This window comes from Cohnella fermenti (assembly GCF_004801405.1).
In the GTDB taxonomy this organism is placed as follows: Bacteria; Bacillota; Bacilli; order Paenibacillales; family Paenibacillaceae; genus Cohnella; species Cohnella fermenti.
In genome coordinates this window covers 115,409-141,563 of sequence record NZ_SSOB01000023.1, presented here as the reverse complement: position 1 = coordinate 141,563, position 26,155 = coordinate 115,409, and the positions used below count along the sequence as shown (strand labels likewise).

General features: G+C 54.8%; 18 protein-coding genes and 1 tRNA gene. 16 read left to right on the top strand and 3 right to left on the bottom strand.

The features are described from left to right. Positions 1–98: 98 nt before the first annotated feature. Complete coding sequence (locus E6C55_RS18460; protein ID WP_168735735.1) at positions 99–767, bottom strand: IS110 family RNA-guided transposase; 669 nt, start codon at positions 765–767, stop codon at positions 99–101. Positions 768–1,149: 382 nt separating this feature from the next. Between E6C55_RS18460 and E6C55_RS18455 the strand changes: the two genes are divergently transcribed. From E6C55_RS18455 to E6C55_RS18440, 4 genes are all read left to right on the top strand, one after another. Then, positions 1,150–1,237, top strand: a tRNA-Leu gene (locus tag E6C55_RS18455). 749 nt (positions 1,238–1,986) lie between these two features. Then, a complete protein-coding gene (locus E6C55_RS18450; protein WP_168735734.1) occupies positions 1,987–3,552 on the top strand; it encodes a helix-turn-helix domain-containing protein in 1,566 nt (521 codons plus the stop codon). 61 nt (positions 3,553–3,613) lie between these two features. Continuing rightward, a complete protein-coding gene (locus E6C55_RS18445) occupies positions 3,614–4,660 on the top strand; it encodes an ABC transporter substrate-binding protein (protein WP_136371284.1) in 1,047 nt (348 codons plus the stop codon). A gap of 16 nt (positions 4,661–4,676) precedes the next feature. Next, positions 4,677–5,699, top strand: coding sequence for an NAD(P)/FAD-dependent oxidoreductase (locus E6C55_RS18440; RefSeq protein ID WP_136371283.1), 1,023 nt, complete (start codon positions 4,677–4,679; stop codon positions 5,697–5,699). A gap of 128 nt (positions 5,700–5,827) precedes the next feature. Here E6C55_RS18440 and E6C55_RS18435 read toward each other — a convergent pair whose 3' ends face one another. Both E6C55_RS18435 and E6C55_RS18430 read right to left on the bottom strand, forming a co-directional pair. Continuing rightward, positions 5,828–7,444, bottom strand: coding sequence for a response regulator (locus E6C55_RS18435; protein ID WP_136371282.1), 1,617 nt, complete (start codon positions 7,442–7,444; stop codon positions 5,828–5,830). Continuing rightward, on the bottom strand, positions 7,437–9,230 hold the full coding sequence (locus E6C55_RS18430) for a cache domain-containing sensor histidine kinase (protein WP_136371281.1): 1,794 nt from the start codon (positions 9,228–9,230) through the stop codon (positions 7,437–7,439). Before E6C55_RS18430 ends, E6C55_RS18435 begins: the two co-directional genes overlap by 8 nt. Positions 9,231–9,373: 143 nt before the next feature. On the opposite strand from E6C55_RS18430, the gene E6C55_RS18425 reads away from it, so the two are divergent. The 12 genes from E6C55_RS18425 to E6C55_RS18370 all read left to right on the top strand — a co-directional run bounded on the left by E6C55_RS18425 (position 9,374) and on the right by E6C55_RS18370 (position 26,130). Next, on the top strand, positions 9,374–10,753 hold the full coding sequence (locus tag E6C55_RS18425) for an ABC transporter substrate-binding protein (RefSeq protein ID WP_136371280.1): 1,380 nt from the start codon (positions 9,374–9,376) through the stop codon (positions 10,751–10,753). 66 nt (positions 10,754–10,819) lie between these two features. Beyond that, a complete protein-coding gene (locus tag E6C55_RS18420) occupies positions 10,820–11,701 on the top strand; it encodes a carbohydrate ABC transporter permease (protein WP_136371279.1) in 882 nt (293 codons plus the stop codon). Continuing rightward, positions 11,698–12,516 (top strand): carbohydrate ABC transporter permease, encoded by an 819-nt coding sequence (locus tag E6C55_RS18415; protein WP_136371278.1) that lies wholly within the window; start codon positions 11,698–11,700, stop codon positions 12,514–12,516. Before E6C55_RS18420 ends, E6C55_RS18415 begins: the two co-directional genes overlap by 4 nt. A gap of 87 nt (positions 12,517–12,603) precedes the next feature. Further along, entirely contained in the window at positions 12,604–14,574 is a 1,971-nt protein-coding gene (locus tag E6C55_RS18410; protein ID WP_168735733.1) for an alpha-galactosidase, read from the top strand. A gap of 1 nt (position 14,575) precedes the next feature. Continuing rightward, positions 14,576–15,502 carry a glycoside hydrolase family 43 protein gene (locus E6C55_RS18405; protein WP_136371276.1) on the top strand — a complete coding sequence of 309 codons (927 nt, stop codon included), beginning with the start codon at positions 14,576–14,578 and terminating at the stop codon, positions 15,500–15,502. Between the two features lie 5 nt (positions 15,503–15,507). Then, positions 15,508–17,937 carry a glycosyl hydrolase family 28 protein gene (locus tag E6C55_RS18400; protein ID WP_136371275.1) on the top strand — a complete coding sequence of 810 codons (2,430 nt, stop codon included), beginning with the start codon at positions 15,508–15,510 and terminating at the stop codon, positions 17,935–17,937. Between the two features lie 445 nt (positions 17,938–18,382). Next, positions 18,383–18,769 carry an S-layer homology domain-containing protein gene (locus E6C55_RS35430; RefSeq protein WP_136371274.1) on the top strand — a complete coding sequence of 129 codons (387 nt, stop codon included), beginning with the start codon at positions 18,383–18,385 and terminating at the stop codon, positions 18,767–18,769. Positions 18,770–18,804: 35 nt separating this feature from the next. Beyond that, positions 18,805–19,443, top strand: coding sequence for a hypothetical protein (locus tag E6C55_RS18390; RefSeq protein WP_136371273.1), 639 nt, complete (start codon positions 18,805–18,807; stop codon positions 19,441–19,443). Positions 19,444–19,456: 13 nt separating this feature from the next. After that, complete coding sequence (locus E6C55_RS18385; RefSeq protein ID WP_136371272.1) at positions 19,457–20,656, top strand: hypothetical protein; 1,200 nt, start codon at positions 19,457–19,459, stop codon at positions 20,654–20,656. Between the two features lie 171 nt (positions 20,657–20,827). Further along, on the top strand, positions 20,828–22,582 hold the full coding sequence (locus E6C55_RS18380) for a sensor histidine kinase (RefSeq protein ID WP_168735731.1): 1,755 nt from the start codon (positions 20,828–20,830) through the stop codon (positions 22,580–22,582). Between the two features lie 10 nt (positions 22,583–22,592). Continuing rightward, complete coding sequence (locus tag E6C55_RS18375) at positions 22,593–24,227, top strand: response regulator transcription factor (protein ID WP_168735730.1); 1,635 nt, start codon at positions 22,593–22,595, stop codon at positions 24,225–24,227. Between the two features lie 148 nt (positions 24,228–24,375). Next, entirely contained in the window at positions 24,376–26,130 is a 1,755-nt protein-coding gene (locus tag E6C55_RS18370; protein ID WP_168735729.1) for an extracellular solute-binding protein, read from the top strand. Positions 26,131–26,155: the final 25 nt, after the last annotated feature.

Sequence of the window (26,155 nt, the reverse complement as noted above, 5' to 3'; positions counted from 1 at the left end):
TCGGGTGGTCCATTCCTGCCGACGTTGTTCTTTCCTTGACATGAGGCAACCTCCTGCTCGATCTGAAGTAGCCTCATCTTCTCATGTACGGACAGCACTTAGAAGGTGTGCATGGTTTGACGCTTACACAACGCCCCACTCAGAGCATCCATGAGTTGGGGCAGTTTTTTCTTGATTGTACCCTTGACAAGGGATTCGACAACGTCTTGGTTCAAGCAGCCATCCGCCATGATTTGCTGGAGCAACGCGCGTCCGGAAACGCCAAACACATCCGAGATGACGGAAGACAACTTGATGCCTCCCGACTCAAGAACCTTCTGGATCCGGTTCTTTTCCGCACTCGCATGTGAGACCAACTTCTTGCGATGGCGCGTCAGTTCGCGGAGTTCTCGAATGTCGGCAGGCGGAACGAAGCTTCCCTCGATGAGCCCGGAACGCAGTAACTTGGCGATCCACTCGGAATCGGCAATGTCGGTTTTGCGACCCGGAACGTTCTTGATCCGCTGTGCGTTGGCGAGCTTGATGTTCATGCTGCCCTCCAGCACGTGGTAGACCGGTTTCCAGTACACCCCAGTGCTCTCCATGGCGATGTGTGAGCAGTTGGCTTCGGTCAGCCACTCGAGCAGTTCATGCAAACCTTTGGACATGGTGGAGAACGTACGAATTTCTTTCTTTGGCCTGCTATCAAGCGAGCCGGTGAGTAAGCAGGCGACAACGGTGTCCCGGTGAACGTCGAGTCCACAGCAGCGTTCTAAAATGGCTTCCACAGCAAAAATCCCTCCAGTAAGAAGTGATGGAGGGACAGACAGGTCGATGAGAGGCAGGATTTTTTTACACGTGCTCATCACTACTGTGATGGCGACAATGGATTGTGCTCATGACGACCACAAAAAGGTTTTTTGCTCGGGGATATACCACCATTAAAAACCACGTATTCCTCTGCCCCTCTCAACCTTATCTTTGACAAATAAACGGGGAAATAGACTCGCAAAGGCTCCCCTTTTTCATTCATGGATTGTGATCGGCACGATCATGAAAGTTTTTTGAGACAAAACTAAGCAAATCGGATGAACGCTTTACAAGACTGTCTGCGCCGTCTATACTAAGTCATGTCGTCTTCGAGAGGCAATGCTTCGAAGCGTGACATATGCGGACGTGGCGGAATTGGCAGACGCGCTGGATTCAGGTTCCAGTGGGCTAACCCCCCGTGGAGGTTCGAGTCCTCTCGTCCGCACCATCTTAAATCTCTAGGATCTTGAATTCGTCTATTTAGACGGCGTTCAAGATCTTTTTTGCATGCCTGGAATGTGCAACGCGTTGCTGATGACCTGCGCCGACGACATCTTGGAGCTGTAGTTCAGATGGGCATAAATGTTTGATCCGTTCCCCCAACTTGTTCACGTAGATATAATCTGCGTATTCATCGGAATACGATTTTTTGTAGAGCAGCTTATTTCTCTGTTATTCCTCCAACAGTCGCAGAAGTAGTTCCTGAAATGCCGGAACGAGTGGGAGCGTACGGTGACTTGATTTATTTGTTGCCCGGTCTTTGACGACTGTGATTCGTTTACCCTCATAAGATACGGGAATGACCGTGTGCAGTGAAGTGGCTCTTTTTGGGCCGCTCGGTTTTATCGGCGGGATTGGTTAAGATCATGTCCATTTGAAGCGCGTGTTGCAGCGCCTGACGGATATAAGCATGAAAGTGCTGGACGGTACTTGCAGAGAGTGCAGAGAGCTTAAATTCCTCTTAGTACGTACTGGTAGAAGTCGAGCAGATACTTTGTTTGAATCGGTCTGCTCGTTCCGTCCTATGCTATAATTGCACGGGAAGATGCGGTGTCAATTGCCTTATCCTCCAATGCCGAACGATGAGAAACAGCGAGGTGACTGCGCGTGTCCAATCTGCCCCCTTCGCGAGTGGTGTGGGAGTGGAATTGCGAGATGTTTCATACGTCCGAACAGGCTATGGGAACAGGCATATATATGCAAGAAAATACGTTGCTGCTGATAGTCGAAGGCAGGGTGGAGTGGCGGATCAATGGCCAAAGCCAAGTGCTTGAGCGAGGCAGTCTGCTTGGAGCGGAAGCGAATTGTCTGGTCGAATCCGTCGTGTCCGCGGCTTCGCCTCTGCGCGGCTGGAAGCTGACCTTCTCCTTATTTCAATTATCTTCCATCAGCCCTGTCATTCAGCAAGCCCATCTTGTGAACTGGCATGCGCCAGGCGCAAAGAGCCATTGCCTGCAATCGCTTGAAGAAGACGAATTGCTCGCCGTTGAGCGGGAGCTGGAACAGGTTACGCGGAACGTGGACTTGGATGCCATTGTATTGCAGGCCGTGTGCGGCAGACTCATGCTGCTGCTTCATAAGAAGCAACAAATGCTCAGTCAACGTCCGGAGCTGGAGCAAGCGGCGCTGCATATGAAGCGGCAGTACCACGCTGCTATCACTCGCGAGCAACTCGCTTCGCTTGCAGGGTTGAGTGTTTGGCATTTCTCCCGCAAATTCAAGGACGAATACGGCGAGACGCCAATGGATTATTTGAGCCGCATCAGGATGATGAGAGCGCAGGAGCATTTGATTGCGGGCGTCAGGGTGCAGGAAGCGGCACGTCTGAGCGGCTTCGCGGATGTCTTCTACTTCAGCAAGCGATTCAAGCAAAGTATAGGCATTGCGCCTTCCGGTTATATGGAAACGATCGATACACGCAGAATAGCCGCGACTTCATCGCTGCTGGCAGAGTATCTGCTGTCGCTCGGTATTGTGCCGCGGCTTGTGTTGGCGTATATACCGCTAGTTGCGAATCATCAGAGCGAGCTTATGGATCGGTATCAGGTGACAATGCTTGATAGCCCGCAATATTCCGATTGTGCAACGGCGCTCTCCCCTCATTCGCCCGAGCTTATTATTGCGCATCAGATGACCGAGAGCGAGAGGGAGAGCCTTGGCGCCCTTGCTCCCGTTATCCATGCCTTCACCAACGACTGCCGAAGCTTGCTTGCCAGATTGTCCGGCCTGTTCAACAAGCGGGAAGCGGCAGCCCGGCAGTTGAAGAGCATGGAGGGGATTGCGCGTTCGGCGCGACAGCAGCTCATGGCTTGCGGAGGCTCGGATGAGACCGTGCTGATCCTGCGAGTGGAGTCGTCGGGATATCGATATGTTAACAGTCGCCGCGGCTTCGGCGCTTCCTCGATTATTTACGGTGATCTGAACCTGAAGCTGCCGCCGGGATTAGATACGGACAGGGCCGCATGCACTCCAATTACGCCGGATGAGCTGGCTCGGGCCAACCCCGACCATTTGTTTATCGAGAAGCGGGTCTCCCAAGAGGGAGGCGCTGATCGTATGATGGAGCAATTGCAAAGTCACGCCCGCTGGCGCGATATCGCTGCCGTTCGGCATGGACGCGTCTATCCGGTGACGACGAGGCTGTGGGTGAACGGCTGCGGTCCGGTAGGATACGGCGAAATTATTGCGCAAGCGGTGTCATGCATCACCGCGCACAATTGTCCATCTCATTGCACACAGTCCGACATGGAGCAGGGGAGATGAATTTGCTATGATCTTAAATGATAACGATTATCATTACTAGATCAGAGGAGAGAAATGTAAAATGAAACGCGCAACTTTGGCAGTGATTCTTATTCTGACGGGACTTCTGCTCCTGGCTGCCTGCGGCAACGCCGAGCTATCGTCGAGCCAGTCGCCGACGAATGCCTCAACCAATAACGAACAGGCTGATCCTTCCCCGTCTGCGTCGGTGGAACCTGCAAGCACGGATGCTGCAGGCGAGGAGTCGGCCACACGCATGGTAACCGATATGTACGGCGAGATCGAGGTGCCCGTTGCTCCCAAGCGCATGCTGGTGACCAATACCCGGTATGCCGAATATTTGATCGAGATGGGTATCACACCCGCGTTCGTGTTGTATGTAGCGGAATCCGAGCCGGACTTCCGAAGTGAATATTTTACGGAGCATGGTGTGGAGATGATCGAATATCCGCAGTATGAACAAAACTTCGAGTTGCTGGCGAGTCTCGACACTGATCTGATTGTCGTCTCCGGCAATGGTACGGACGAGGCTACCTATGAGCAATTGAGTAAAATTGCGCCGACAATTGCCGTTCCGGGTTCTTTCTTCATGGAGGACGGCATGCCAGCTCTGGCACAGGTGTTCGATGTCGAGTCCGAATACGAGCAAGCCATCGCTTCCTATGATCAGTATGTTCAAGAAGCTGTCGCCAAGCTTTCGCCGTATACGACGGGCAAGACGGTCATGGTGCTGCGTGTCGAACCGAAGCAGTATCGCTTCCTGGGCATGAACAGCGCCGGGGCGAGTCAATTGTTCTATCGCCAGCTAGGCTTCGTTATACCCGAAGCGCTGGAGGGAGGCGAGTCCTGGTTTAATCCATTCTCGCTGGAGATTCTTCCGGAGATCAACCCCGATTATATTTTCATTGAGAAACGGGTTGCCGAAGGATCCGATAGCGATGAGTCATGGAACGATCTGATGAATAATGTGCTATGGAAAAATCTTGATGCTGTCAAGCATAATCGGGTATTCCCGGTTGAAACCAGAGATTTGGTGCAGGGAGAAGGCCCGATTGGCTTCCGTCATCTGATTGATCAGATTGTGACCGATATTACATCGGCTGAGTAAATGGAGACGCGCATTCATGGATATCTATGACTTGACCATCGTCGGGGGCGGCCCAGCGGGTATGTATGCGGCATTCTACAGTGGCATGAGAGCAATGAAGACGAAGCTGATCGAAGCGAAGCAAGAGCTTGGAGGCTTCATGAGGATGTATCCGGAGAAGACGATCTGGGACGTTGGCGCCGTGGGGCCTGCCCGATGCGAGGAGTTAATCGCAGTATTGGAGAAGCAGGCTCGAACCTTCCATCCGACTATTGTGCTGGAGCAGGAAGTGCATCATCTTCATCGTCGGGAAGACGGCGTTATGGTGCTGACCAGCGGTTGCGGACAACAGCATCTCACGAGAACGGTGCTTCTCTGTGCAGGCAGAGGCATAATAGACCGGCAGAAGCTGGAGCTGGAGGGCGCCAATCAATACGAGGTATCGAACCTTTATTACACCATTACCGACGTTGGCTCCTTCCGCGGGCAGCATGTGCTGGTGTCCGGCGGGGGCAATTCCGCAGTCGATTGGGCCAATGAGCTGCATGATCACGGAGCGAAGGTTACGGTCGTTCATCGTCGCGAGCAATTCGATGCGTTGGAGTACAACATCGCGCGTATGCACGAGCATGCCCAAATTCTGACGCCTTATACGCTGCATCGCCTGCATGGTCAGCAAGAGAGCATTGAGAGCGTGTCATTGATGAATACCGTCGATGGTACGATTCACCGGATGGCGGTTGATTCGGTGGTTGTGAACCACGGGTATAAACGGGATTACGGTCCGCTGCTCGAATGGGGATTGATACAGGAGAATAATGGCATACGAGTGAATGAGCGCATGCATACGGACGTTCCCGGCGTATTCGGGGCGGGGGATTTCGTTGACTATGGCAGCAAGGTTCGCTTGATCGCTGGCGCTTTTAACGATGCGGTGCTCGGCGTCAACAGTGCACTGCATTATTTGGACCCCGTTGCCAGCAAGCAGCCCAGTGTGTCGTCACATAATGTCCGGTTTCGTGAGCTGAATCGCAAGCTCCGGGAACGGAGCCGGGACTAGAACCGCATGCTGCTGTCGTGCTGTTTCACTATTATCCGCGGGCTGGATGATCATCCGGACAACCGGTGTTCGAGCGACACAAAGCCGACGAATCTATGAATTTCCTCATAGGCTCGTCGGTTTTGTATTTATGACGACCGTGGCCCGCGAGCGAATTCCGAAGGAGTCATTCCGGTCTTCTTCTTAAAGGTCTTGAAGAAGTAACTGGTGCTGTTGAACCCGCACAGGGCGGCGATATCCTTCAGGTCTTCCCGGCCGTCCTCCAGATAGGACTTGGCTCTGTCCAGTCGGGCATCGGACAAATATTCGGCGAAACCGATGTTGACCTCGTTCTTGAACAAGGTGCTTAAGTAAGCGCCACTGATGCCGATCCGGTCCGCCACTTGGGTGAGCGAGATATTGTCCGACAGATGGCTGCGGATGTAACGAATCGCTTGAACGGTATAGTCGGAGTAGCTCCCATTCTCGTCGGCCCGAGCCAGATCGAAATAACGAGCAAACAGCGAATGGAACCACCCTTTGACTTCCTCGAGAGTCTCGAACGCGGCTAGCCTCTCGTGCGGAGGGACGGCGTCCGCATAGAGCATGCTTAGATCCGAACGAATCTCGCGGAACGCGCGGTGCAGCAAGCTTAACAGATCGTTAAACAACAGTTGGCAGCCGTTCATGCTGAGCGCCGCGGCTTTGATCCGCGCGAATAGATCGTCCAGGACGGCGAATAAGCCTGCTGAATCCCGGGTTCTCAGACAGGAGGTCATGCTTTTCTCCGTCTCGATCTCGAGTCCCGCGAACGAACCGCTATCCTTGACGAATGACGCGCTTCGGAGCACCACGCTTTTGCCCAGATGGAACCGGTCCTGCAGCTGCTTCTCCGCTTGCGCATAGCCTTGAGGAATATGCGTCGGCGTCGGGCATGACGGTCCGATGCTGAAGCTGGCGGATAGGTTCAGGAAGGTTCGGAGGCAGCCTGCAATGCGCGAGATCGCATCGCCAACCGACCGGTCGACGGCGCTCTCGCTGCGCAGGCCGGGGAACGAGATCAGGATGGCGAACCGGTCTCCCCCGATATGGCACACCGCGCCGTTGCCGAGCTCGCCCAGGATCTCCTCGACGATATTCAAGATGGAGAATCGCTCGAGTTCGGTCGCTTTCAACGTAGCGCGCGATTGGCGTGCCCGATAGTTGTCGATGGACAGAATGACGGGGACGAGATGCCGGGGATCCAGCTTCAAGTTCAGAGTCTGAACATGATGTTCGAATTCCTCGGGACTGTAATGAAACCCCGCGATCAATTGGGCGATAAATCTTGTGCGCAAGGCGAGGAACTGGTTCGCGTCCGGGCGTTCGCCGCCAGCCTGCCAGGGCCGGGCATCCAGCACGTCCTTGACACGGAACAGCGTTGCGCCAAGCTCTTCCGGATTCAGTCGGTGCTTAAGCAGGTAGTCGACGGCGCCGTTGCGCAAGGTGCCCTTCACGTAGTCGAAGTCGTCGTAATTGCTGAGCATGACCATTCTGCAGCGCGGGAACCGCCGGGCCAGCTCGTCCGATAACTGCAGGCCGTCCATGACCGGCATGCGCAAGTCGGAGACGACCAAGTCGGGGTTCTCCCGTTCGACGATCTCCAACGCTTCGGCACCGTTCGCAGCTTCTCCGCACAACGCGAATCCGTGCTGCCGCCAATCGAGCATCAGCTTCAAATTCGTCCGTACGAGCAGTTCATCGTCAACGAGCAGAGCTTTATACATAGCGTTGCGCCTCCTGCTCGGTCAGGATCGGAACGCTTAACTCTACCGTCGTGAATCGATGTTCCTCGCTCCAGATGCTCAGCCCGTACGGTTCTCCGAACAGGGTGCGGATACGGGATTGAACGTTGGCCAGCCCAATGTGGCGTGCGCCTTGGGACGGAGAGTCGAACGCTTCAAGCTGGGCGGCGTTCATGCCGACGCCGTTGTCTTGAACCCTCATGATCAGCCGCTCTTCGCTTACGAACAGCTTGATATGAATCGCGCCTTGCGTCTTCAGCGGAGCGATGCCGTGCAGCAGCGCGTTCTCCGCAATCGGTTGAAGCAGCATCTTCGGAATCATCAACTCCTCCACCTCTTCCTCCATGCTGTAGTGAACCACGAATTTATCGCTGTAACGGAATTTCTGGATACTGAAATAATCTCTTAAATAATCGATTTCTTCCTTCGCGCAGACGAACGACCGGCCATCCATCTGCGCGTGCATCAGGCTTGACAGCGATTCGGCGACCAGCTTGATGTTATCGGTTCCTTGCAGAATGGACAGGAACTTGATCGTGTTAAGCGTGTTGTGCAGGAAGTGGGGATTGATCTGAGCCTGCAGCGCACGGATCTCCGCCCGGCTTCGCTCGCGTTCGGTGGATCGGACTTCGGCGACCAGTTGGCGGATTCTGCGGGTCATCGAGTTGAATTGGTTATAAAGTTGGCCGATCTCATCCTTGGACTTGATCTCGATGGAGATGTCGAGGTTGTTCCGGGACACTTCCTTCAATGCGCGGCTCAGCCTCAACAGGTTCCGGGTAAGGAACGAGGAGAGAAGCAGGATAACCAGAATGGCCGCGGCGGAGAAAAGAAGCGAGACGTTCAGCATCTTATCACGCGTGGACGAGGAGCCGGCGAGCAGACTCGATTTAGGAATCAGGACCATCGTCGTCCAATGGGTGAAGGAGGAGCTTCGATAGACGGCGTACATGTTCCCTGTCGACAAGCGCGAATAGAAGCTCCCTCCATCGGCATCCAGACGGGCGACTAGCGAAGCGAGATCGGACTCGGTCAAGCTTAGGTTCGGCTGGTCGAGGACGGGCTGGCCCGTTTGCGTATCGAAAATAAGGACGTTCCCGGAATTGCGAATGTTGGTGGCGAACAGGTCTTCCACGACTTCGTAATCGACGTCGGCCGCGACGAAGCCGATGGTTCGCCCGCCGCCGCGAATCGGCCGCGCGATCGTGATGACCTTCCCCTTGCGCGCATCCGCGCTGCTGACGAGGCGAGGATTCGAGTGAGGAGGCCAGAGGATGGCCTCATTGCTCGGGCCCGTCAGCTCGCTAAACGACGGCTGCGACCGCAGAATGTCGAACGGAGTCGTCACGCCGTACTCGATCGTATGCCCAGCCAGATCGGAGATCGTGATTCCCGTCAGGTAATGCTTGAACATGGACACGTTGACCAGGTAGTTCTGAATGTCCCGCTCGGTTTGAATAAGCTCCTGCTTGTCCATGACGTCGTATTCTCCGATGTACTTGCGCACGAGGGCGTTCATGTATTCTCCCGTATTCACGGATAGCAGCGCCACGATCTTGTCGATGTCGCGCAGAGTCGTCTCCAGATTATCGTTCGAGACGTTAATCATCGCCGCGGTCGCCTGACCCGCTTGCCGCTCGGCATCGGCCGTCGAGTTGGCGTACCACATATAAACGGTAACGGACATAAACGTGATGAACAAGAGAAGAATGATGGCGGAGAGCTTGAATTTGATGCTGTTCAGACGGAGGCGAAGCGGCCGGTTCATCGGATCATCTCCATTTCCTCGTGGTGGCGGGAGCTCGTATTTAATAAAAATAAAGCGTTTTTAAAGAAAATACAATCCTTCCGAATTGGGATATTCGTTATATTCTTAATGCAACGGATAATAGCTGACAAGGGGCGAGAACGATGCAACAACGGAAAAAAAAGCTGATTCTATCCGCACTCTCGGCAACGATGGTATTGACAATGGCGGCTTGCGGTTCGAACGACAAGGAAGAGGGAGGAGCGTCTCAGGCGGCGTCTCAGGCAGCGTCGGAATCGGTATCGACGGCTTCCGGAGATAAGCCGCAAGAGGTTAAGACGCTGTCGCTGCTCATGTTCACCGACTGGTATACGCCAGGCTGGCAGGCGCTGGAGAAATATATCGGCGATCATTCTTCGGAGCTCGGCTTCAAGCTGGATATTCAGAAGATTGCGGGCGGAAGCCAAGGCGAGCAAATCCTGAAGACGAAGATCGCCACGAACGACCTTCCGGACCTGCTGCAGAACTATGGGCCGAAGTGGATGGACCAGAACGCGAATGCGCTTGACAAGCTTGTCGATCTGACCGGGCTGGGCAGCTTGGCGGATTATGACGAGACGGCAATGGATGGGGTATACAAGTACAAAGGCAAGTATTATTCCGTTCCGATCGATGCGACGACCTTGATGGGCGTGTTCTACAACAAGAAGGTGTTCGCCGAGCTGAAGCTGACGCCTCCGACTACGTGGGACGAGTTCCTGACCGTCAGCGAGAAAATCAAGGAAGCGGGCAAGACGCCGGTTTATTACTCCGGCAAGGATACGTGGACGCTGCAGACGATCCCGCACTTCGGCTTCTCGCAGGATATCGTGAGCAGCGGCAAGTCGTTCCCGGACTTCTGGGAGGACATGAACACGAACAAGAAGCATTACGCGGAGCTGACGAACTTCATCGATACGATCAAGAAGTCCAAGGAGCTTATCGATAAAGGGTACGTGAACAAGTCGTATCTGTCGGATACGTACGATTCCGCGCAGCAGGCGATAGCGGACGGCACGGCGGCCATGCACGTCAACGGATCTTGGTTCATCGGCGAGATCATCAAGAAGTTCCCGGACAAAGTCGACGACATCGGCGCGTTCCCGTTCCCTCTGACGGGCGACAACTATGTGAATATCTCGCCTCCGGGCTCCTTGTCGGTGACAACATCGGCGAAGGACGTCGAGCTTGCGAAGCGCGCGGTCGACTTTATCGCTTCGGCGGAGGCGCAGCAAGTATACGCGGAAGCGCAGCCCGGCATCTATCTGAACAAGAAGGTAGACGTACAGTTGTCGCCGGCCATCGCCGACCTGAATCAAGCGTTGAAGGACGGGAAGGGCATCCTGCACTGGCAAGGCAACGGAGAACTGTATCCGTACGGTTCGTTCGACAAGTTCATGCAGGATTACTACGTCGGCGGCAAGACGGCTGAGGAAGTGGCGCAGGCTCTTGACGAAGAGACGGCCAAGAACGCGAAGTCCAAAGACGATCCGAACTGGAAATAAAGCCGATCGCCCCTCACTCCATCCGCCTGGAGGGGCGATTCTCTACATAAATAGGAGTGGAGAAAGATGAAATCAACTAGAAACAAGCCCTACACGTACGCTCTCATCCTGCCGGGAATTTTGCTGTACGTCGCTTTTTTTCTCGTGCCGTCCCTCTTCGGAGGCGTCCTGTCGTTCGCGAATGTCGACCGGTTCTCGTTCTCGGCCATTCGATTTGCGGGCTGGACGAACTTTATCAACGTGTTGACCGACGACTATCTAAGCGCGGCGATCCGCAATTCGTTTATCTTCGCTTTCTCCACGACCCTTCTTAAGGTCGGCATCGGCATGGCGCTCGCCGTCTTCCTTAATCGGAAGCTGCGTACCAAAAATTATTTGCGAACGGTGGCCTTCCTGCCTGCGGTGCTCAGCACGGTGGCGGTCGGCGTCTTCTTCACTTCGGCGCTGCACCCGACGACAGGCATGATCAATCGGTTTCTGTACGCGGTCGGGCTCGATGCGCTGGCTCAGGACTGGCTGACCAATCCGCATCTGGCCATATATTCCCTTGTCGGTATCGAGACCTGGAAGTGGTCCGGCTTTACGATGGCGATTCTGCTTGCGGGGCTTCAGTCGATCTCCCATGACTATTACGAATGCGCCGATATCGAGGGGGCTTCCGGCTGGCAGAAATTCCGCTCGATCACGTTCCCGCTTGTGCTCCCTTACTTCAACAACGCGCTTATCGTCAATCTGATCGGCGGGCTTAAGGTGTTCGATCTCGTGCAGGCGGTAACGCAGGGAGGACCAGGCTCGGCGACGGAAGTATTCGGCACGCTGGTGTTCAAGTCGTTCGGCAGCGGCCGATTCGGCGAAGGGGCCGCTGCGAGCATTCTGCTATCGCTGATCGTCATCGCGATTACGCTGCCAACGTGGAAGCTTATTTCTCGCAAGGAGGTGGAGCTATGAGCCGCCAGCGGTCGCGTTGGGCAGCGGAATCGGCAGGCATTCTTGCGAGTCTGCTCGTCGTCTTGCCGCTATTTTTTGTCGTCGTCAATTCGTTTAAGGATAAAGCCGGCGCGGCGGCCATGAGCCTCGCTCTGCCTAAGAAGTGGTACTTCCTGGACAATTATTCCGAGATGATAGACGCCGGAGGAGTGCTGACGGGGCTGAAGAACAGCGCGATCGTCACGTTCATTACGGTGGCGGCTCTGGTTATCCTGTCCTCGATGACCGCCTTCACGCTGCAGCGGAAGAACACGCGGATGTCCGGCCTGCTCTACTTGCTCGTACTGCTAGGCCTGATGATTCCGCTGCAGATCATTCCCGCGTACTTCGTTACTTACTATTTGCATGTCCAAACGTACCTGGCAGCCATCGTCATGCTTGTGGTGACGAATTTCTCGTTCGGGACGTTCTTGTACACCGGATTCTTCAAAAGCATTCCTCGCGAAATCGACGAATCGGCGATCATGGACGGGGTCGGGCCCTACGGGCTGTTCTTCAGCATTATTTTCCCGCTCCTTCGACCGGTGACCGTCACATTGATCATCATTGCGTTCATGGGCGTATGGAACGACTTCGGAATTACGATTTATTTCCTGAACAGTCCCCGGAATTTCACGGTGACGCTGACCATATTCAACTTCCTTGGCACGTACAGCTCGGATTGGAACCTTATCTTCGCGAACGTCGTGCTGGTATCGGCGCCCGTCGTATTGGTCTATCTGCTGCTGCAGCGGCACATTATCGACGGGATGACCGCAGGGTCCGTCAAGGGATAAAGGAGAGAAGCCGAATTGTTCGAACAAGAAGGAGAATGCTATCGAATTTCGCTAGCCGGGGCCAGGATCACCGTCGAAGGCGAGTACATGACGCTCGCCTTAGGCGGGAAATCTTATGCCGTATGTTTGAATCCGATTTTAGACGGATTCCCGTTGCCGGTCTCGTCGTGGAAGCGGGAAGGGGAATCGCTGTTGGGAGAGCTCCCGGACGTCCGATTCCGCGTGAAGCTGACGGCCGGGGAATCGCAAATCGAATATACTCTCGACGGGACCAGCTCGTTCCATGGCGAGATTCGCTATTTCGCCGGAACGGAGTGGACCGATTCCGTCGTCCGGGGTTTTCTGCCGGACCATTACAATCGGGTATTCCAGTCGGGGGAGTCGGCGGAATTCTCGTTCGGCGCGGCGGCCAAGGAATCGCAATTCGATCGCGGGCTGGAGCGGATCTGGATGACGTGTCCGGCCCCGAAGACGCTGGCCTTCCGGGATAAATGGGCGGACGAGGGCCCGTGGTGGGGCGTTATCGTGCCCGATCCGCTTCCAACCTATGAGACGATCGCGGGGTTCCGACAAGGCCGCTTTGATCTTGCGTTCACTCACTTCTGCGGGGTGGCCTACAACGGCCGGTTTCCCAAGGTTCAATTCCACTTCGGACTCGATTCGGAGACGGCGGTTCTGGATCGCTACGTGGATTATTATCGGGAGAACGGGTATTTGCGGGAGCGCGGGCAAGGATTCGAATGGTGGAGCCGCCCTATCTTCTGTACCTGGGGGCAGCAGGAATATCTGGAGGGCAGTTGCGACTTCGAAGCTAACCCCATGACGGAATCCTCGTTGGCCGATTGGGTGGACCGCTTGGAGGAGAAGACGGGCGGCCATCCGTTCACGCTGATCGTCGATTCCCATTGGTTCGATCATTATGGGGAATACGGCGTACACCCCGGGCGATTCGGCAACGTTGCCCGGTTCCGCGGCCTTATCGACTCCTTTAAAGAGCGCGGGCATAAGGTCGTGCTCTGGTACACGCCTTTATGGGTATCGAAGACGTCCCGCTTGGTCCGCGAGCACCCCGAGTACCTGGTGAAGGACTTGGACGGGAATCTGGGCCGAGTCACGAATACCGAAATTTACGACTTCGTCTATCTTCTCGATTGCTCTCGCCGGGACGTGCGGGAACATATCCGCGGCACGGTGCGTTATCTGCTGTCGGAAGAGGAAGGATGCCTGAACGCGGACGGCTTTAAGATCGACATGAATTATTACGGTCCGGTCGGAGGCAAGCACGCTATCGACAACTATGATTGGGGAATCGGAGAGAAGCTCTGGTACGAGCTCATTCGATTCATCGGGACGGAAGCGGAATCGCTCAAGGCGGATGCCTTCCTGACGCTTAGCGGGGCAGAACCGTACTTGCAGCCTTGGGCGCCTGCGCAGCGGCTTAACGATCTGTTCCCCGTCGTGCCGGAGTCGCCCGATCCGTGGTATCGGCGAGCCGCGCTGGTCAACAAGATGTTGCCCGGCGTGCTGATCGACGTAGACGGGTGGCCGAGCGCCCGAACCCGGTCGGCTGAATACTGGATGGTGTCTCCGACGTTCGGCGTTCCGGTCACATACCACCTGGATGGCTTCGATACGAAGGAGAAGTTCGGCGAGGCCGACTTCGCTCGGATGAGGGCGGCGTGGAATGTTTATTCGAATGCTCCGATTACGACGGATATGGCCGTCCATATCGATCCGGACCGCCGCACGTTCTACCGAAAGTACAGATCGGGGCCGCTTGCGGGCTTCTTCTCGGCGATTGCCTTGCATAATAGCTGTCTGCTTACCTACAGCGAGAACCTCTTGATGGCGGCTTCGATAGCCGATATGGTCGTGGAAGCGCCGTTGCCTCCGGGAAGAACGGTCGCATCCGCCTACAAGAGGATGAGCGGGATAAACGTCCTCCTCGATTGGGAAGAGAACGGCGAGGCCGGAACCGTTCGGTTCCGGGTGGAGGATTGCGGCAAAGGGATTGAGGCAATCGTCTTGGAATTAGCGGAAGCGGAGAGGGGCGTCTGACATGAGGAACAGAAACGAGATTCAAATTCGCGATCCGTTCGTCTTGCCGGTGCCGGAAGAGGGAGTCTACTATTTATACGGTACGACAGACCGAAACGCATGGTCCGGCCCCGGTACCGGCTTCGATGTTTATCGCAGCAGCGACTTGGAGCGGTGGGAAGGGCCGTTCCCTGCGTTCCGGCCTGAGGAAGGCTTCTGGGCGAACGAGAACTTCTGGGCGCCGGAGGTTCATGTCTGGCGGGGACGCTATTACATGTTCGCCAGCTTCAAAGCAGAAGGGCAGCGGCGCGGCACGCAGATCTTGTCCGCTGCCGATCCGCTCGGTCCGTTCCGGCCCGTTACGGATCGGCCGCTAACGCCGCCCGATTGGGAATGCCTGGACGGCACGCTCTACGCGGATAGGCAAGGGAATCCCTGGATCGTCTTCTGCCGGGAATGGCTGCAGGTGACTGACGGAGAGATGTACGCCATGCGGCTGACGGAGGACCTGACCGAGCAGGCGGGAGAACCGTTCAAGCTGTTCTCGGCGACCGAGGCTCCGTGGGTGAGGAGCACGACATACGAGATGCCCGGTCGGGAGGCGGTTTACGGTTACGTGACGGACGGTCCGTTCCTGTTCAGCACTGCCGAAGGGGAGCTCTGGATGCTGTGGTCGAGCCATGGGGACGAAGGATACGCGATGGGCATCGCCAAGTCGGCTTCCGGGGAGATTCAAGGTCCTTGGATTCAAGAGGAAGAACCGTTCTTCCGGCGGGACGGCGGGCACGGCATGCTGTTCGCGGATTTGAACGGGCAACTGACGCTGGCGCTGCATTGTCCGAACCGGACGCCGGATGAACGTCCAATCTTCTACCCGGTGCGGGCGGAAGGAGAGACGCTTATGCTGTCGGAAGAGGCTTACAGAACGATATCCTATTCAGGAGGCTGATCCACTTGAAGAAATTATCGATTCGGCTCATACGTCTGCTCATCGCAGCGGCATTGTTCGTCGCTCCGTTCGGCGTGGCCGTTCCCGAGACGAACGCCGCCGGTACGGTGACGGCGTATAGCGCTCCGGCTGGCGCGCCGCGCTCCTATGATTTTACGGTCGATGCCGGGGGCAGCTCAATCGACTTATATGGAGACAACAATGGCTGGGGCCAAACAGTATCATACGGCTACTTCGACATGACCGGCTCCGTGACGGTGGCGGTGACGGTCAACTTCTCCTTTTCCTCGTATAAGCTCGCTCCCGCGTCTCTTGGCCTAACCTCCACCCGGAGCGGGAATACGATTCAGTTCACGTTAAACGGGCCGACGAACGTATCGCTTATTTTGGACGGAGACTACCAGGGACGTACGCTTCACTTGTTCGCCAGCGCTCCCGATCCCAGCGTTCCGAGTCCGACCGACCCGAACGTCATCTATATCGGACCCGGCTATTACGACTATTCTTCGACTCCGACCACGACGATTACGGTCGGTTCGGGTAAGACGCTCTACATCGCCGGAGGAGCGTTCCTTAACGGGCATATCGAAGTGCGGGGAGCCTCGAACGTCGCGATCCGGGGCCGGGGAATCGTCAGCATGGCCTACACGTCGACTTATTTGAATCAACCGATCAGCGTCTTGTCGAGTACGAACGTCCAGATGAGCGGCATTATCGTGGATCGAAGAATTGGGTCCTGGTCGAGTCTTATCGACAACAGCAGCCAGGTGAGCGTCAGCGACTACAAAGTTGTCAGTCCGACTTATGCAAGCACGGACGGGCTGAACCTCGTCAATTCCCATGACGTGACGATCGATCGTTCCTTCTTCCGCACGGCGGATGATTGCATCGCGATTAAGGGCGTCGTTACGCCGGGGTACAACGCGAGCGACAATCCGGCGAACGGGGCGCCTAATTACAACATAACCATTCAGAACAGTCAATTCTGGAGCGATGCCAACGACGTATGGGCGCTCGGAGCGGAGACGCAAGCCGCGTACTACGAGAATATCCGATATATAAACAATGACGTCCTTTACAGCTTTGACGACCGAGACAACCATGGGGTTATCCAGGACCGGGCTGTCATGGACATCACGGCGCTGAACGGGACTCAGTTCCGGAACATCCTATACCAGGATATCCGAGTCGAGCAGAGCGTCAGGCTCGTCAATCTATCGTTCGCGGACAGCTTCTGGTTCGGCTCGCTGCCGGGCAACCAGAGTTACCCGGGGCTGATCAGCGGCATTACGTTCCGGAACATTACCGCCGAAGGTACCGGCTCGAACGAGATCCGGCTGTGGGGCTGGGATCAAGGCAAGCCGGTCAGCGACGTCTTGTTCGAGAATGTATCGGTTAACGGGCAATATCTAACCGATTTAGGAGCTAAACCGTTTAACGTAAACGGCTTCGTGAAGAATGTCGCCGTCAGGCGCTCGACCGATCCGGTCGATGCTTACATCGGCGGGCTGGATTTCTCCTCCGTTCAGGGCTACAAGCAATGGTCTTACCTGGAGTGGAACGGAACCGGTTATCAGAGCATGACATGGAGCGCGGCGGATAACAAGTGGAAGGGAACGGGCTCGTATATCGGAATGTGGGGGCCGAATTTTATTCATCCGGAGAATAACGACGCGGTCAAAGCATGGCAGGCGCCGAGCGCGGGCACGATCCAGATTAAGGGCACCGCGGCCAAGTGGGATGCGGGCGGCGGCGACGGCGTACGGATCAAGATCATGAAGAACAATACCCAGCTGTGGCCGGCGACCGGCTGGCAGGCGATCGCGGCAACCGATCGGCTCGGCGTCCAGTTCGGCATCATCGAGAACGTCGCGGTCGGCGACTTCATCTATATCGTCGTCAACAAGAACGGAACCGACAGCTATGACACGACCGTACTGGACGCTATGATTACCTACAAGCCGGTCTATAACGCATCGACGGACTTTCTGTCCTATCAGGGCGGATGGAACTGGAATTACCTGCAGGGCAACGCCGCTTCGTATACGAGCATGAGCTGGAACGCGACAGACCGAACCTGGAGAGGGACGAATACCTGGAACCTCATCCATGACGGGGGCTTGATGCACCCGGATGCCGACGACACCGTGAGGGCATGGACGGCTCCGGTATCGGGCACGATCAGCGTGACGGGCACCGCCAGGAAGCAGGACACGAACGGAGGAGATGGCGTTCGGTTCAAGATCCTGAAGAATACCGCGCAGCTATGGCCGGCAAGCGGATGGCAGACGATCGCATTCAATGACGCAACGGGCGTCAGTCATGCCTTGACCGTCAGCGTGACGGCCGGCGATGTGCTTTACTTCGTGCTGAACAAGAATGCGAGCAATAGCTTCGACACGACTTACTGGAGCCCGACAATCACGTATTCATAGCGGGAACAGCCCCCTCAAGCTCCGTGATCATGGAGTTTGAGGGGGCTGAAGCCATTCTGCGTACCAGGTAAAACGCTCAATTTGTTCTTTACAAACCATCAAATTATTATCAATAGAGGTCTAAAGTCCCTGTTTCGTTGACGGTACATATTAAAAATAGAGGGTTTTGACGAAGAGCGTTGTGGAGGGGACATGCGCACATCTTCGTTCTTGGCAGGGATATTTACTTTATAGGGGAAGATATCTATGTTATACCAGAGTTGGAAACGTCTTGGGATTATTAAGGGAGCGATACTTGGTTGCGTGTTGTTGCTCTTGACAACGTTGCTGCCTGTTGCATCGGCTGTCGCAGATGAGATTGATAGCGAGGTGTCGGAAGAGGCTTCAGTGCATATCGGGACTGACCAGCAAGCGGCAGTCACTTCAACGCAGCAAGACGAATTGAGTGGCAATTGGGCGGAAGAGACACTGCGTCAGTGGCTGGCGGGAGTCGATTACTCGCGAGGAACTGGCGGTTGTCATTGCACGATTGTTGTATGTCGAGAACACTGATCTTTCGGGGTTGTCCGTTTTTGTCGACAGCGATCAAATCGCGAGCTGGAGCGCGCCGGCGGTTGCCTGGCTTGTAGAGAAGCAGTTGCTTAAAGGTTATCCCGACGGAACCTTCCGGCCGAAGCAGTCGCTGACCCGGGCTGAAGCTGTAACCGTGCTGACGAGAGCGCTTGCCCTGTCCCAGCCGGCACTACGCTGTTCCAGAAGGCGGGGACATATGGTTCGGCCGATAATACGACTGTTATCAACGGGAATGCGGTTGTCGCTGCCGCGGATGTAACACTGCAAAATCTGGTAATTAAAGGAGACCTGTTGTTGACGGAAGCTGTTGGCGAAGGCGATGCATTCTTCCGGGGAGTTACCGTTGAAGGTGCAGTAATTGTGCGCGGCGGCGGTGAGAACTCGGTTCATTTCGAAGACTCGGTTCTCGTCAGAATCGTGGTGGACAAACCGACAGGCACCGTGCGTATTCTGGTAGCCGGAGCCAGCAGCGTAGAAGAGGTTGTTGTTCAATCCTCCGTGAAGCTGGAAGAGTCGCATCTGACGGATATCGGCTTCAAAAACGTCTCGTTGGCAGAAACATTGCCGGTCGGATCCCAAGTTGAACTGAGCGGGCATTTCGAGTCGATGTCGGTCATGTCTGCCGATATTAAGGTAAACCTGACCAGCGGTGCGATTGATGAATTGCATGCGTATCCTGCTGCTAGCGGGCTGGAGCTCGAAATGGCGGCCAATGCGATCATTGCCGATCTGGTTCTGGATGCGCTTGCGAATGTGACAGGGGAAGGCAAGGTGACGCGGGCTACGCTGAGTCCGGAGGCGGCTAGCGATTCGGCAACGGAAGGAAGCGGGAGTGCGAGCAGCACTGATGGAGGTTCAACGCCCGAGCCCCACTCCGAGTCCGGACCCTCACCCGTCGGAAGACGAGCCGATCTTTATAAGCTTGGCGATTGAGGGCGGAGATATCGTGCAGCGATACTCGCCTGATGAGGATTTTGCACCGGAGGTAGCCGAATATCTGACGGTAATTGTGCAAGTGTTCGCCGATGCAGAAGACAGCAAGCCCTTATTCGGCGGATGTACATTGTATTCAGGCTCGAGTTGCACCATTCCAAGCGCGTATGTGCCAGAGGCTGAAGATGAGTGGTACCTGAAGGTGTTCGACGGCGAAGAATTGGTAGCTGAAGGCCCGTTTGTTATTGCATGGAGCGATGCGACGCGCTTCGATGCAGTAGATGGCATCACCGCAGAGGCGGTTGCGCCCGCAGATTGGGCTGAGCGCTGTGAATACTGCTATCTGGATGGCTTGGCATCCATGATCATGCTATCGATTGATAGGGAGAAAGTAATTGCCGCCCAGCCGGAGGCTCAATTTTTCCCTACTTTCACCGAGTTGGTCTCTGTGCCGCAGAGTGAATTTGTCGACGACTGGAAGCTGGATCACTTCAAGTACATTTACGGTCGCAGCGGGCTGCAGAGCTTGACTGATGAGTATCAGGGCGACACGATCCAGTTGCCGGTGACTACCTATAGCAACTCGGATGATCTCATTTCGTACGTTGTGCTGTATGAAGAAGATTATGCACCGATCGGCTACTATTCGAGCGTGCATGCGATGACGACGGCAACCCTGGCGGAGAACTTGACGCCGACGAATTTGTGGCAGCCGCTTGGCGGTTACGGCGACGGCATTGACCCGGACTATTCAGACGGATATGTGGAACCCTGCACGGAAGGTCCGGAGATTTGCAGCAATGCTCAACTGAACGATTTAACTGTCGAAGGCTATACCCTGTATCGACAAGAGTTCGGAAAAGATACTGAACTGTTCGAATACGACAAGGGGACGTTAGGGTATACGATTGCTACGGATCGTACCAAGGGTGCGCATACAGTTACCGTCACGGTAGACGCACCGGCGTATTCGACCGTCAATTACGCAGTGAATGCATCGGGCTTGGTGATTAAGACGGGGATGCTTGCTGCGGGACAGCAGACGATTGCCATTGATGTGCGGCCGGGTGTCGACTACAAGCTTGAACTGTATGTTACAAGCGGGGACAGCATTTATTACAAAAACTATCAATTAAACCTGAACTACCCGCGCACTTTGCAAGAAGGATTTATTTTGGAGATTAATAAAGAGAAGGCTGCCGCACGGGAGTAGTCCCGACGGCAGCCTTCTTATCATTTATCGACCAAATTCCGGCGCGCACGAAACTAGGTGCTGATGATAACGGGACCGGGGCTGGACGGAACAAAAGAAACCGTTTACACTAAAAAGAACTGCTGGGGCAGGAACTGTTCGTTGACCGCTTCCGCCGTGGGGGGCATACGAATGTTTGTTTTTATTAAAAATTGGAGCTTTGGCATATGGCCCAAGCTTGTCCTTATTTTTTTGCTTGGCATTCTACCGCTGTATGGATTGAGTCTGGCGATGTCCCATTCCGGCACGAGCACGGTTCAATCCAGCATTACCAAGTCCGTGGGGGCGAGCCTGCAGTATTACCTTAGCTCGTTCGAAGCCGAAATGCAGAAGATCAGCGACCTCAAACAAGCCTATATCGCCGACGACGATTTTCAGAAGCTGTCCGATCTGGCCCCCTCGATGAGCCCCTTCGAGCAAACGCAATCCATCCTGCGCATTCAGGACCGCCTGGATTTGTTGAAGACATCGAGCCTCTATGTTGACGAAGTCAAGGTTTATTTCCCTATGCTTCATCGCACGATCTCCACCGATAATTACTATGGGGTAATGGAAGAAAGCGAGATATCTGCATTGGTCCTGGCACAGAATAATCACTGGACCTTGTTCCATTCGCAGGATAAGCTCTTGATGGCCCAGGTATACCCGGAGCCAGCCCAGCCCTCCTTCGAGGTAGGATTCGCGCTGGAGATCGAACTGTCGATTCCGAAGATTAGAGAGCAGTTGAATCGAACGCTCCTATCCGGCAGCGGTGGAGCGATGCTTGTGGATCGGAACGGCAACTGGGGGGTAATCGGAGGAGACGGGGAGCGGTTGGCCGAGAGCTTCGACGATTTTTTGAAGCGGCCGGAATTCCAGGGTGTAGACAGTGCACAGGGGACGGTCCAAGACGCGAGCGGAGAAAGCTATCTGGTTACATTCCGTTGGTCCGAGTTGCTTGATGCCGTGGTCGTGATCGGTGTTCCGAAGCATGAGGTGCTGGGGCCGCTGGAGAAATATCGGCTCTGGTATCGCTATCAGTTGTTGCTCACGATTGCTGTCATATTATTTTGCTCATACTGGATATTTCGGCTCATTCACCGCCCCCTTCGCAAGCTGCTGAGTGCATTGCGCCAGGTGGAGAGGGGCCAACTGGACGTTCAGATCTCGGATCGTTCAAGGGATGAGTTTAAGTATTTGTATCTCCAGTTCAACCAGATGACCGACCGAATTCGCTATCTGATCCAAGAGGTATACGAGCAGCAACTGCGATCGCAGCGCTCGGAGTTGAAGCAACTGCAGTCGCAAATTAATCCACACTTTTTATACAACAGTTTCTTCATTCTTCGCCGCATGGCGCAAATTCCCGATATCGAGAGCGTCAAGAGAATGACCATCTACCTGGGAGAATATTTCCGCTTTATGACGCGCACAGGCAGGGATGAGGTCGAATTGGGACAAGAGGTTGGCCATTCACGAACATATGCAAATATTCAATCGATGCGTTTCGGCTCAAAGATCGAGGTTCAATTTGAGGATCTGCCGGGAGAGTACGCCGATCTCAAGGTTCCTCGCCTGATTATTCAGCCTATACTTGAGAATGCCTATCAGCATGCGTTGGAGGATCGGATCGGTCAAGGGCGGCTTCGGATCAGCTATCGAATCGAGCCAGAACGACTTTCCATTCTTGTCGAGGACAACGGAGAGTCCCTCGAAGAGGAGGTCCTGGACCGTCTTCGCCGCGATATGAGGCATGCGGACCACAATGAGGAAGTGACAGGTCTGTTGAATGTGAACCGCCGATTAAAGCTGAAATTCGGCGAAGAAGGCGGAATGGAACTGAGCAGAAGCCCCGATTTTGGAGGATTGCTGGTAACATTGAACATCCCGCTCGAATGGGGGAAATAAGATGTACAGATTGCTGATCGTCGACAACGAACCTTTGATCGTGGAGGGACTTGCCCATTTGATAGAGGAAACGCCCATTTTTGACCTTGAGATCTATCGGGCATTCTCAGCGGACGAAGCGTTAAACTGGATGCATCGCACCAAGATGGACATTGCCCTGCTGGATATCCGGATGCCGGGCATGACCGGCCTGGAGCTTCAGCGGGAGATCAAGAGCCAATGGCCGCGCTGCAAAATCATCTTTCTGACCGGCTACGACGATTTCGGCTATATTCAAGAGGCTATTCGCAACGACAGTGTGGATTATTTGCTCAAAACAGATGGAGACGAGAACATTGTGCGGGCCGTGGAGAAGGCGATCTCGCAGTTGGACAGAGAGTGGGACTCCGATCGTATCCTTGACCAGGCGAAGCGACAATTACGTCTGGCGGCGCCTACTCTTCAGAGAGAGCTGCTGTGGGATATCCTGCAAGGAGAAGCGGGGCCGCCCGGCCAACTGGACAGTCAGTTCCGACAAGTGGAGCTCGAACTGGATGCGAAGGAGCCTGTTCTGCTCGTAATCGGGACTGTAACACATTGGGATCAGACTTATCGTCCCGCCGACCGTGCCTTGTTCCTATATGCTGTCAGCAATATTGCCGACGAGTTGTTGGCGCGCTTCGCCCGAATCCATTGCTTTGTCCGGGACAAGCTGCAGTTGCTCATCTTCGTACAGGCGAAGGAACGGTCGGAATGGAGTCGTGCGGTTCGATTCGTACACGGCACCCTGGAGCAACTGCAAGAAACCTGCGAGCGGTTGCTGAAATTGTCCGTCTCTCTGGCTGCTTCAAGCGAAGCGGTCACGTGGAAAGAGCTGCCTGAGCAGTATGAAGCGTTATCTCTGCTGCTGAGCAGAGGGTTGTTAAAGGACGGGAATCGTCTGCTGATTCCTGTCGCCGAGCCGGACGCCGCCAAACGGAAGAGCTTGCAAGCCGAGCATGCGATCCGTGTCGCGCTCAATCGGATCGACGATTTGCGGATGTTGCTGGAGGCAGGACGGAGAGAGGACTTCTTGACCCGTTTTCATGACCTCATGATGGATATCACGAATCATTCCGAAGGGATGGGCCATTATCGTCTCGAAGCATACTATCGGCTAATCTCCTTGTTGACTTCTTGCATGAATCAATGGGGTGTTCAGGAACGGAATGTATTTGAATGGAACGGTTCCCGTCTGCAGAGCATGAATCCACTGTCAGATTGGCCGGAGATCTGTCGAGAATTCCGTGTTATGGGTGCGCGGCTGTTCGAGCTCAAGGGGGAGGGAGAGAGGAATGAGACGGAGAAAACAATTAACGCTCTCCAACGATATATCGACTTGCATGTGGGAGGGGATTTGTCCCTGACCCGACTGGGCGAGGTTGTCGGCTACAACCCGTCTTATCTTTCTCGATATTACAAACAATGCACGGGACAAGGCCTGTCCGATTATATCGTTGAGACCCGTCTTCAGAAAGCAAAGGAGATGCTGGGCGACCAGCAAGCGAGAATTGGAGATATCGCCGCGGCTCTCGGTTTTATGTCCGAGCCTTACCTGTACCGCTTCTTCAAAAAACAGACGGGCCTGACGCCGCAGGAATACCGCGACGGCAGCAAAAACAAATAAAAGCAGCCCCTCGACGAACCTTGCTCGCCTGCCAAGCGGGCTTTTTTTGCATCCTTCTCGCGGCCGAACGCTTAGCGGAGATCTTGTAAAGGGAAGATAGGAATTGTAAATGACGGACAGTAGAAGGCCGAGAGAAGGCTCTTCTATAATGAATAGCAAGGGAACCCAATCAAAAGAAGGGGGCAACACCATGACGTTAAAGAGATGGACGTTGACAATGATGACGACGGGACTGATCGGATCGATGCTTTTGACTGCCTGCAGCGGCAATAATGAAGGCAAATCTGTCGGCAATTCGCAGGAGGGAACCGCCCCTCCTGCGAGTGCAGGCTCCGCAAGCATTGCTTCCGGTGGCGATGGGACGACCACAGATCCAACGGCAGAGCCGCTGGGCAAATACGACCCGCCGATCAAGTTGACCTCTGCGAGGGGGGTAGACAGCACGTACAAATACGAAGCAGGCGACGATCTCGAGCACAACGTATGGACCCGCGCCTATCAGGACGACCTGGGGATTGACTTCTCCTACGACTGGACGGTAGCTGCCGCGCAATACGATGAAAAGCTGAATATAGCCATCGCCTCCGGCGACTTGCCTGACATGTTTACCGTAAACGCGACTCAGTTGAAAAATCTGGTCGATGCCGGGCAGATTGCCGACCTGACCTCGTCATGGGATCAGTACGCGACGGATTACACCAAGCAGATCGTGACCGAGGACGGCGGACACTCCTTGCAGTCGGCTACCTTCAACGGAAAGGTGTACGCGATTCCAAATACTCTTAGTGCGGTCGACACTGCATCCGTCTTGTGGGTTCGTACTGACTGGTTGACCAAGTTGGGGTTGTCCGAGCCGCAATCGCTGCAAGATGTGCTGACGATCGCGAAAGCCTTCGCGACCCAGGATCCGGACGGCAACGGCAAGCAAGATACGTATGGGCTGGCCGTTCATAAAAATCTCTGGGACGGCTGGGCCGGACTGGAAGGCTTCTTCAATGCTTATGGCGCTTATCCGCAAATTTGGGTGAGGGACGAAGCGAGCGGCCAACTGGCTTTCGGCACCGTTCAACCCGCTATGAAGCAGGCGCTCGCCGATCTGCAAAATTTGTATGAAACAGGTGCGATTGATCCAGAATTTGGCGTTAAAGACCCGGGTAAGGAAGGGGAACTGGCTGATAAATTCGGTTTGTTCTTCGGAAAGCAGTGGGCGCCGATCTCGCCGTTGCAGGCCGCCAAAAACCTGGATCCGGAGATGGACTGGAAGGCTTTCCCCATCTATGACTTGAATGGTCAACCAACCAAATCGCAGGCTAAATTCCCGGTTCAGTCGTATACGGTGGTCAGAAAAGGTTACGAACATCCTGAAGCGGCAGTGAAGCTGGCCAACCTGTTTGCGGATAAAATGTTCGGCCCCGATATGGAACCCTCCAAATACGGCACAACGGCGGATAATATCGAAGTTTTCCATGCAGCCGTGGCTCAAATCTGGCCGAATTCGCAGAACCAGGAAGCGCAAGCGAGCATCTCGGCAGCGTTGAACAGCAACGATCCGTCGAGCTTGACGCCTGCTCTCAAGAGCACGTATGACAACATCGTCAAATTCCGCAATGGAGACAACAGCACATGGGCATTTGAACGGATATTCGGGCCGGTCAGCTCGCAATCCGTGTTGAATCAATACTTGGAGCAAAATTTGCTGCAAAATAATGAATTCTTCGGAGCCCCAACCCCGATGATCGGTTCGAAGCAGTCGAGTCTGGATAAAATGACGTTGGAAAACCTGACAAAAATCATTATGGGCGATGCGTCAGTGGACGATTTCGACACGTACGTAAAGAACTGGAGCAATCTGGGCGGGGCCGATATTACGAATGAAGTGAACGAATGGTATGCGGCTCAGTAGAGTGCGGTAATTAAATAATGGAGGG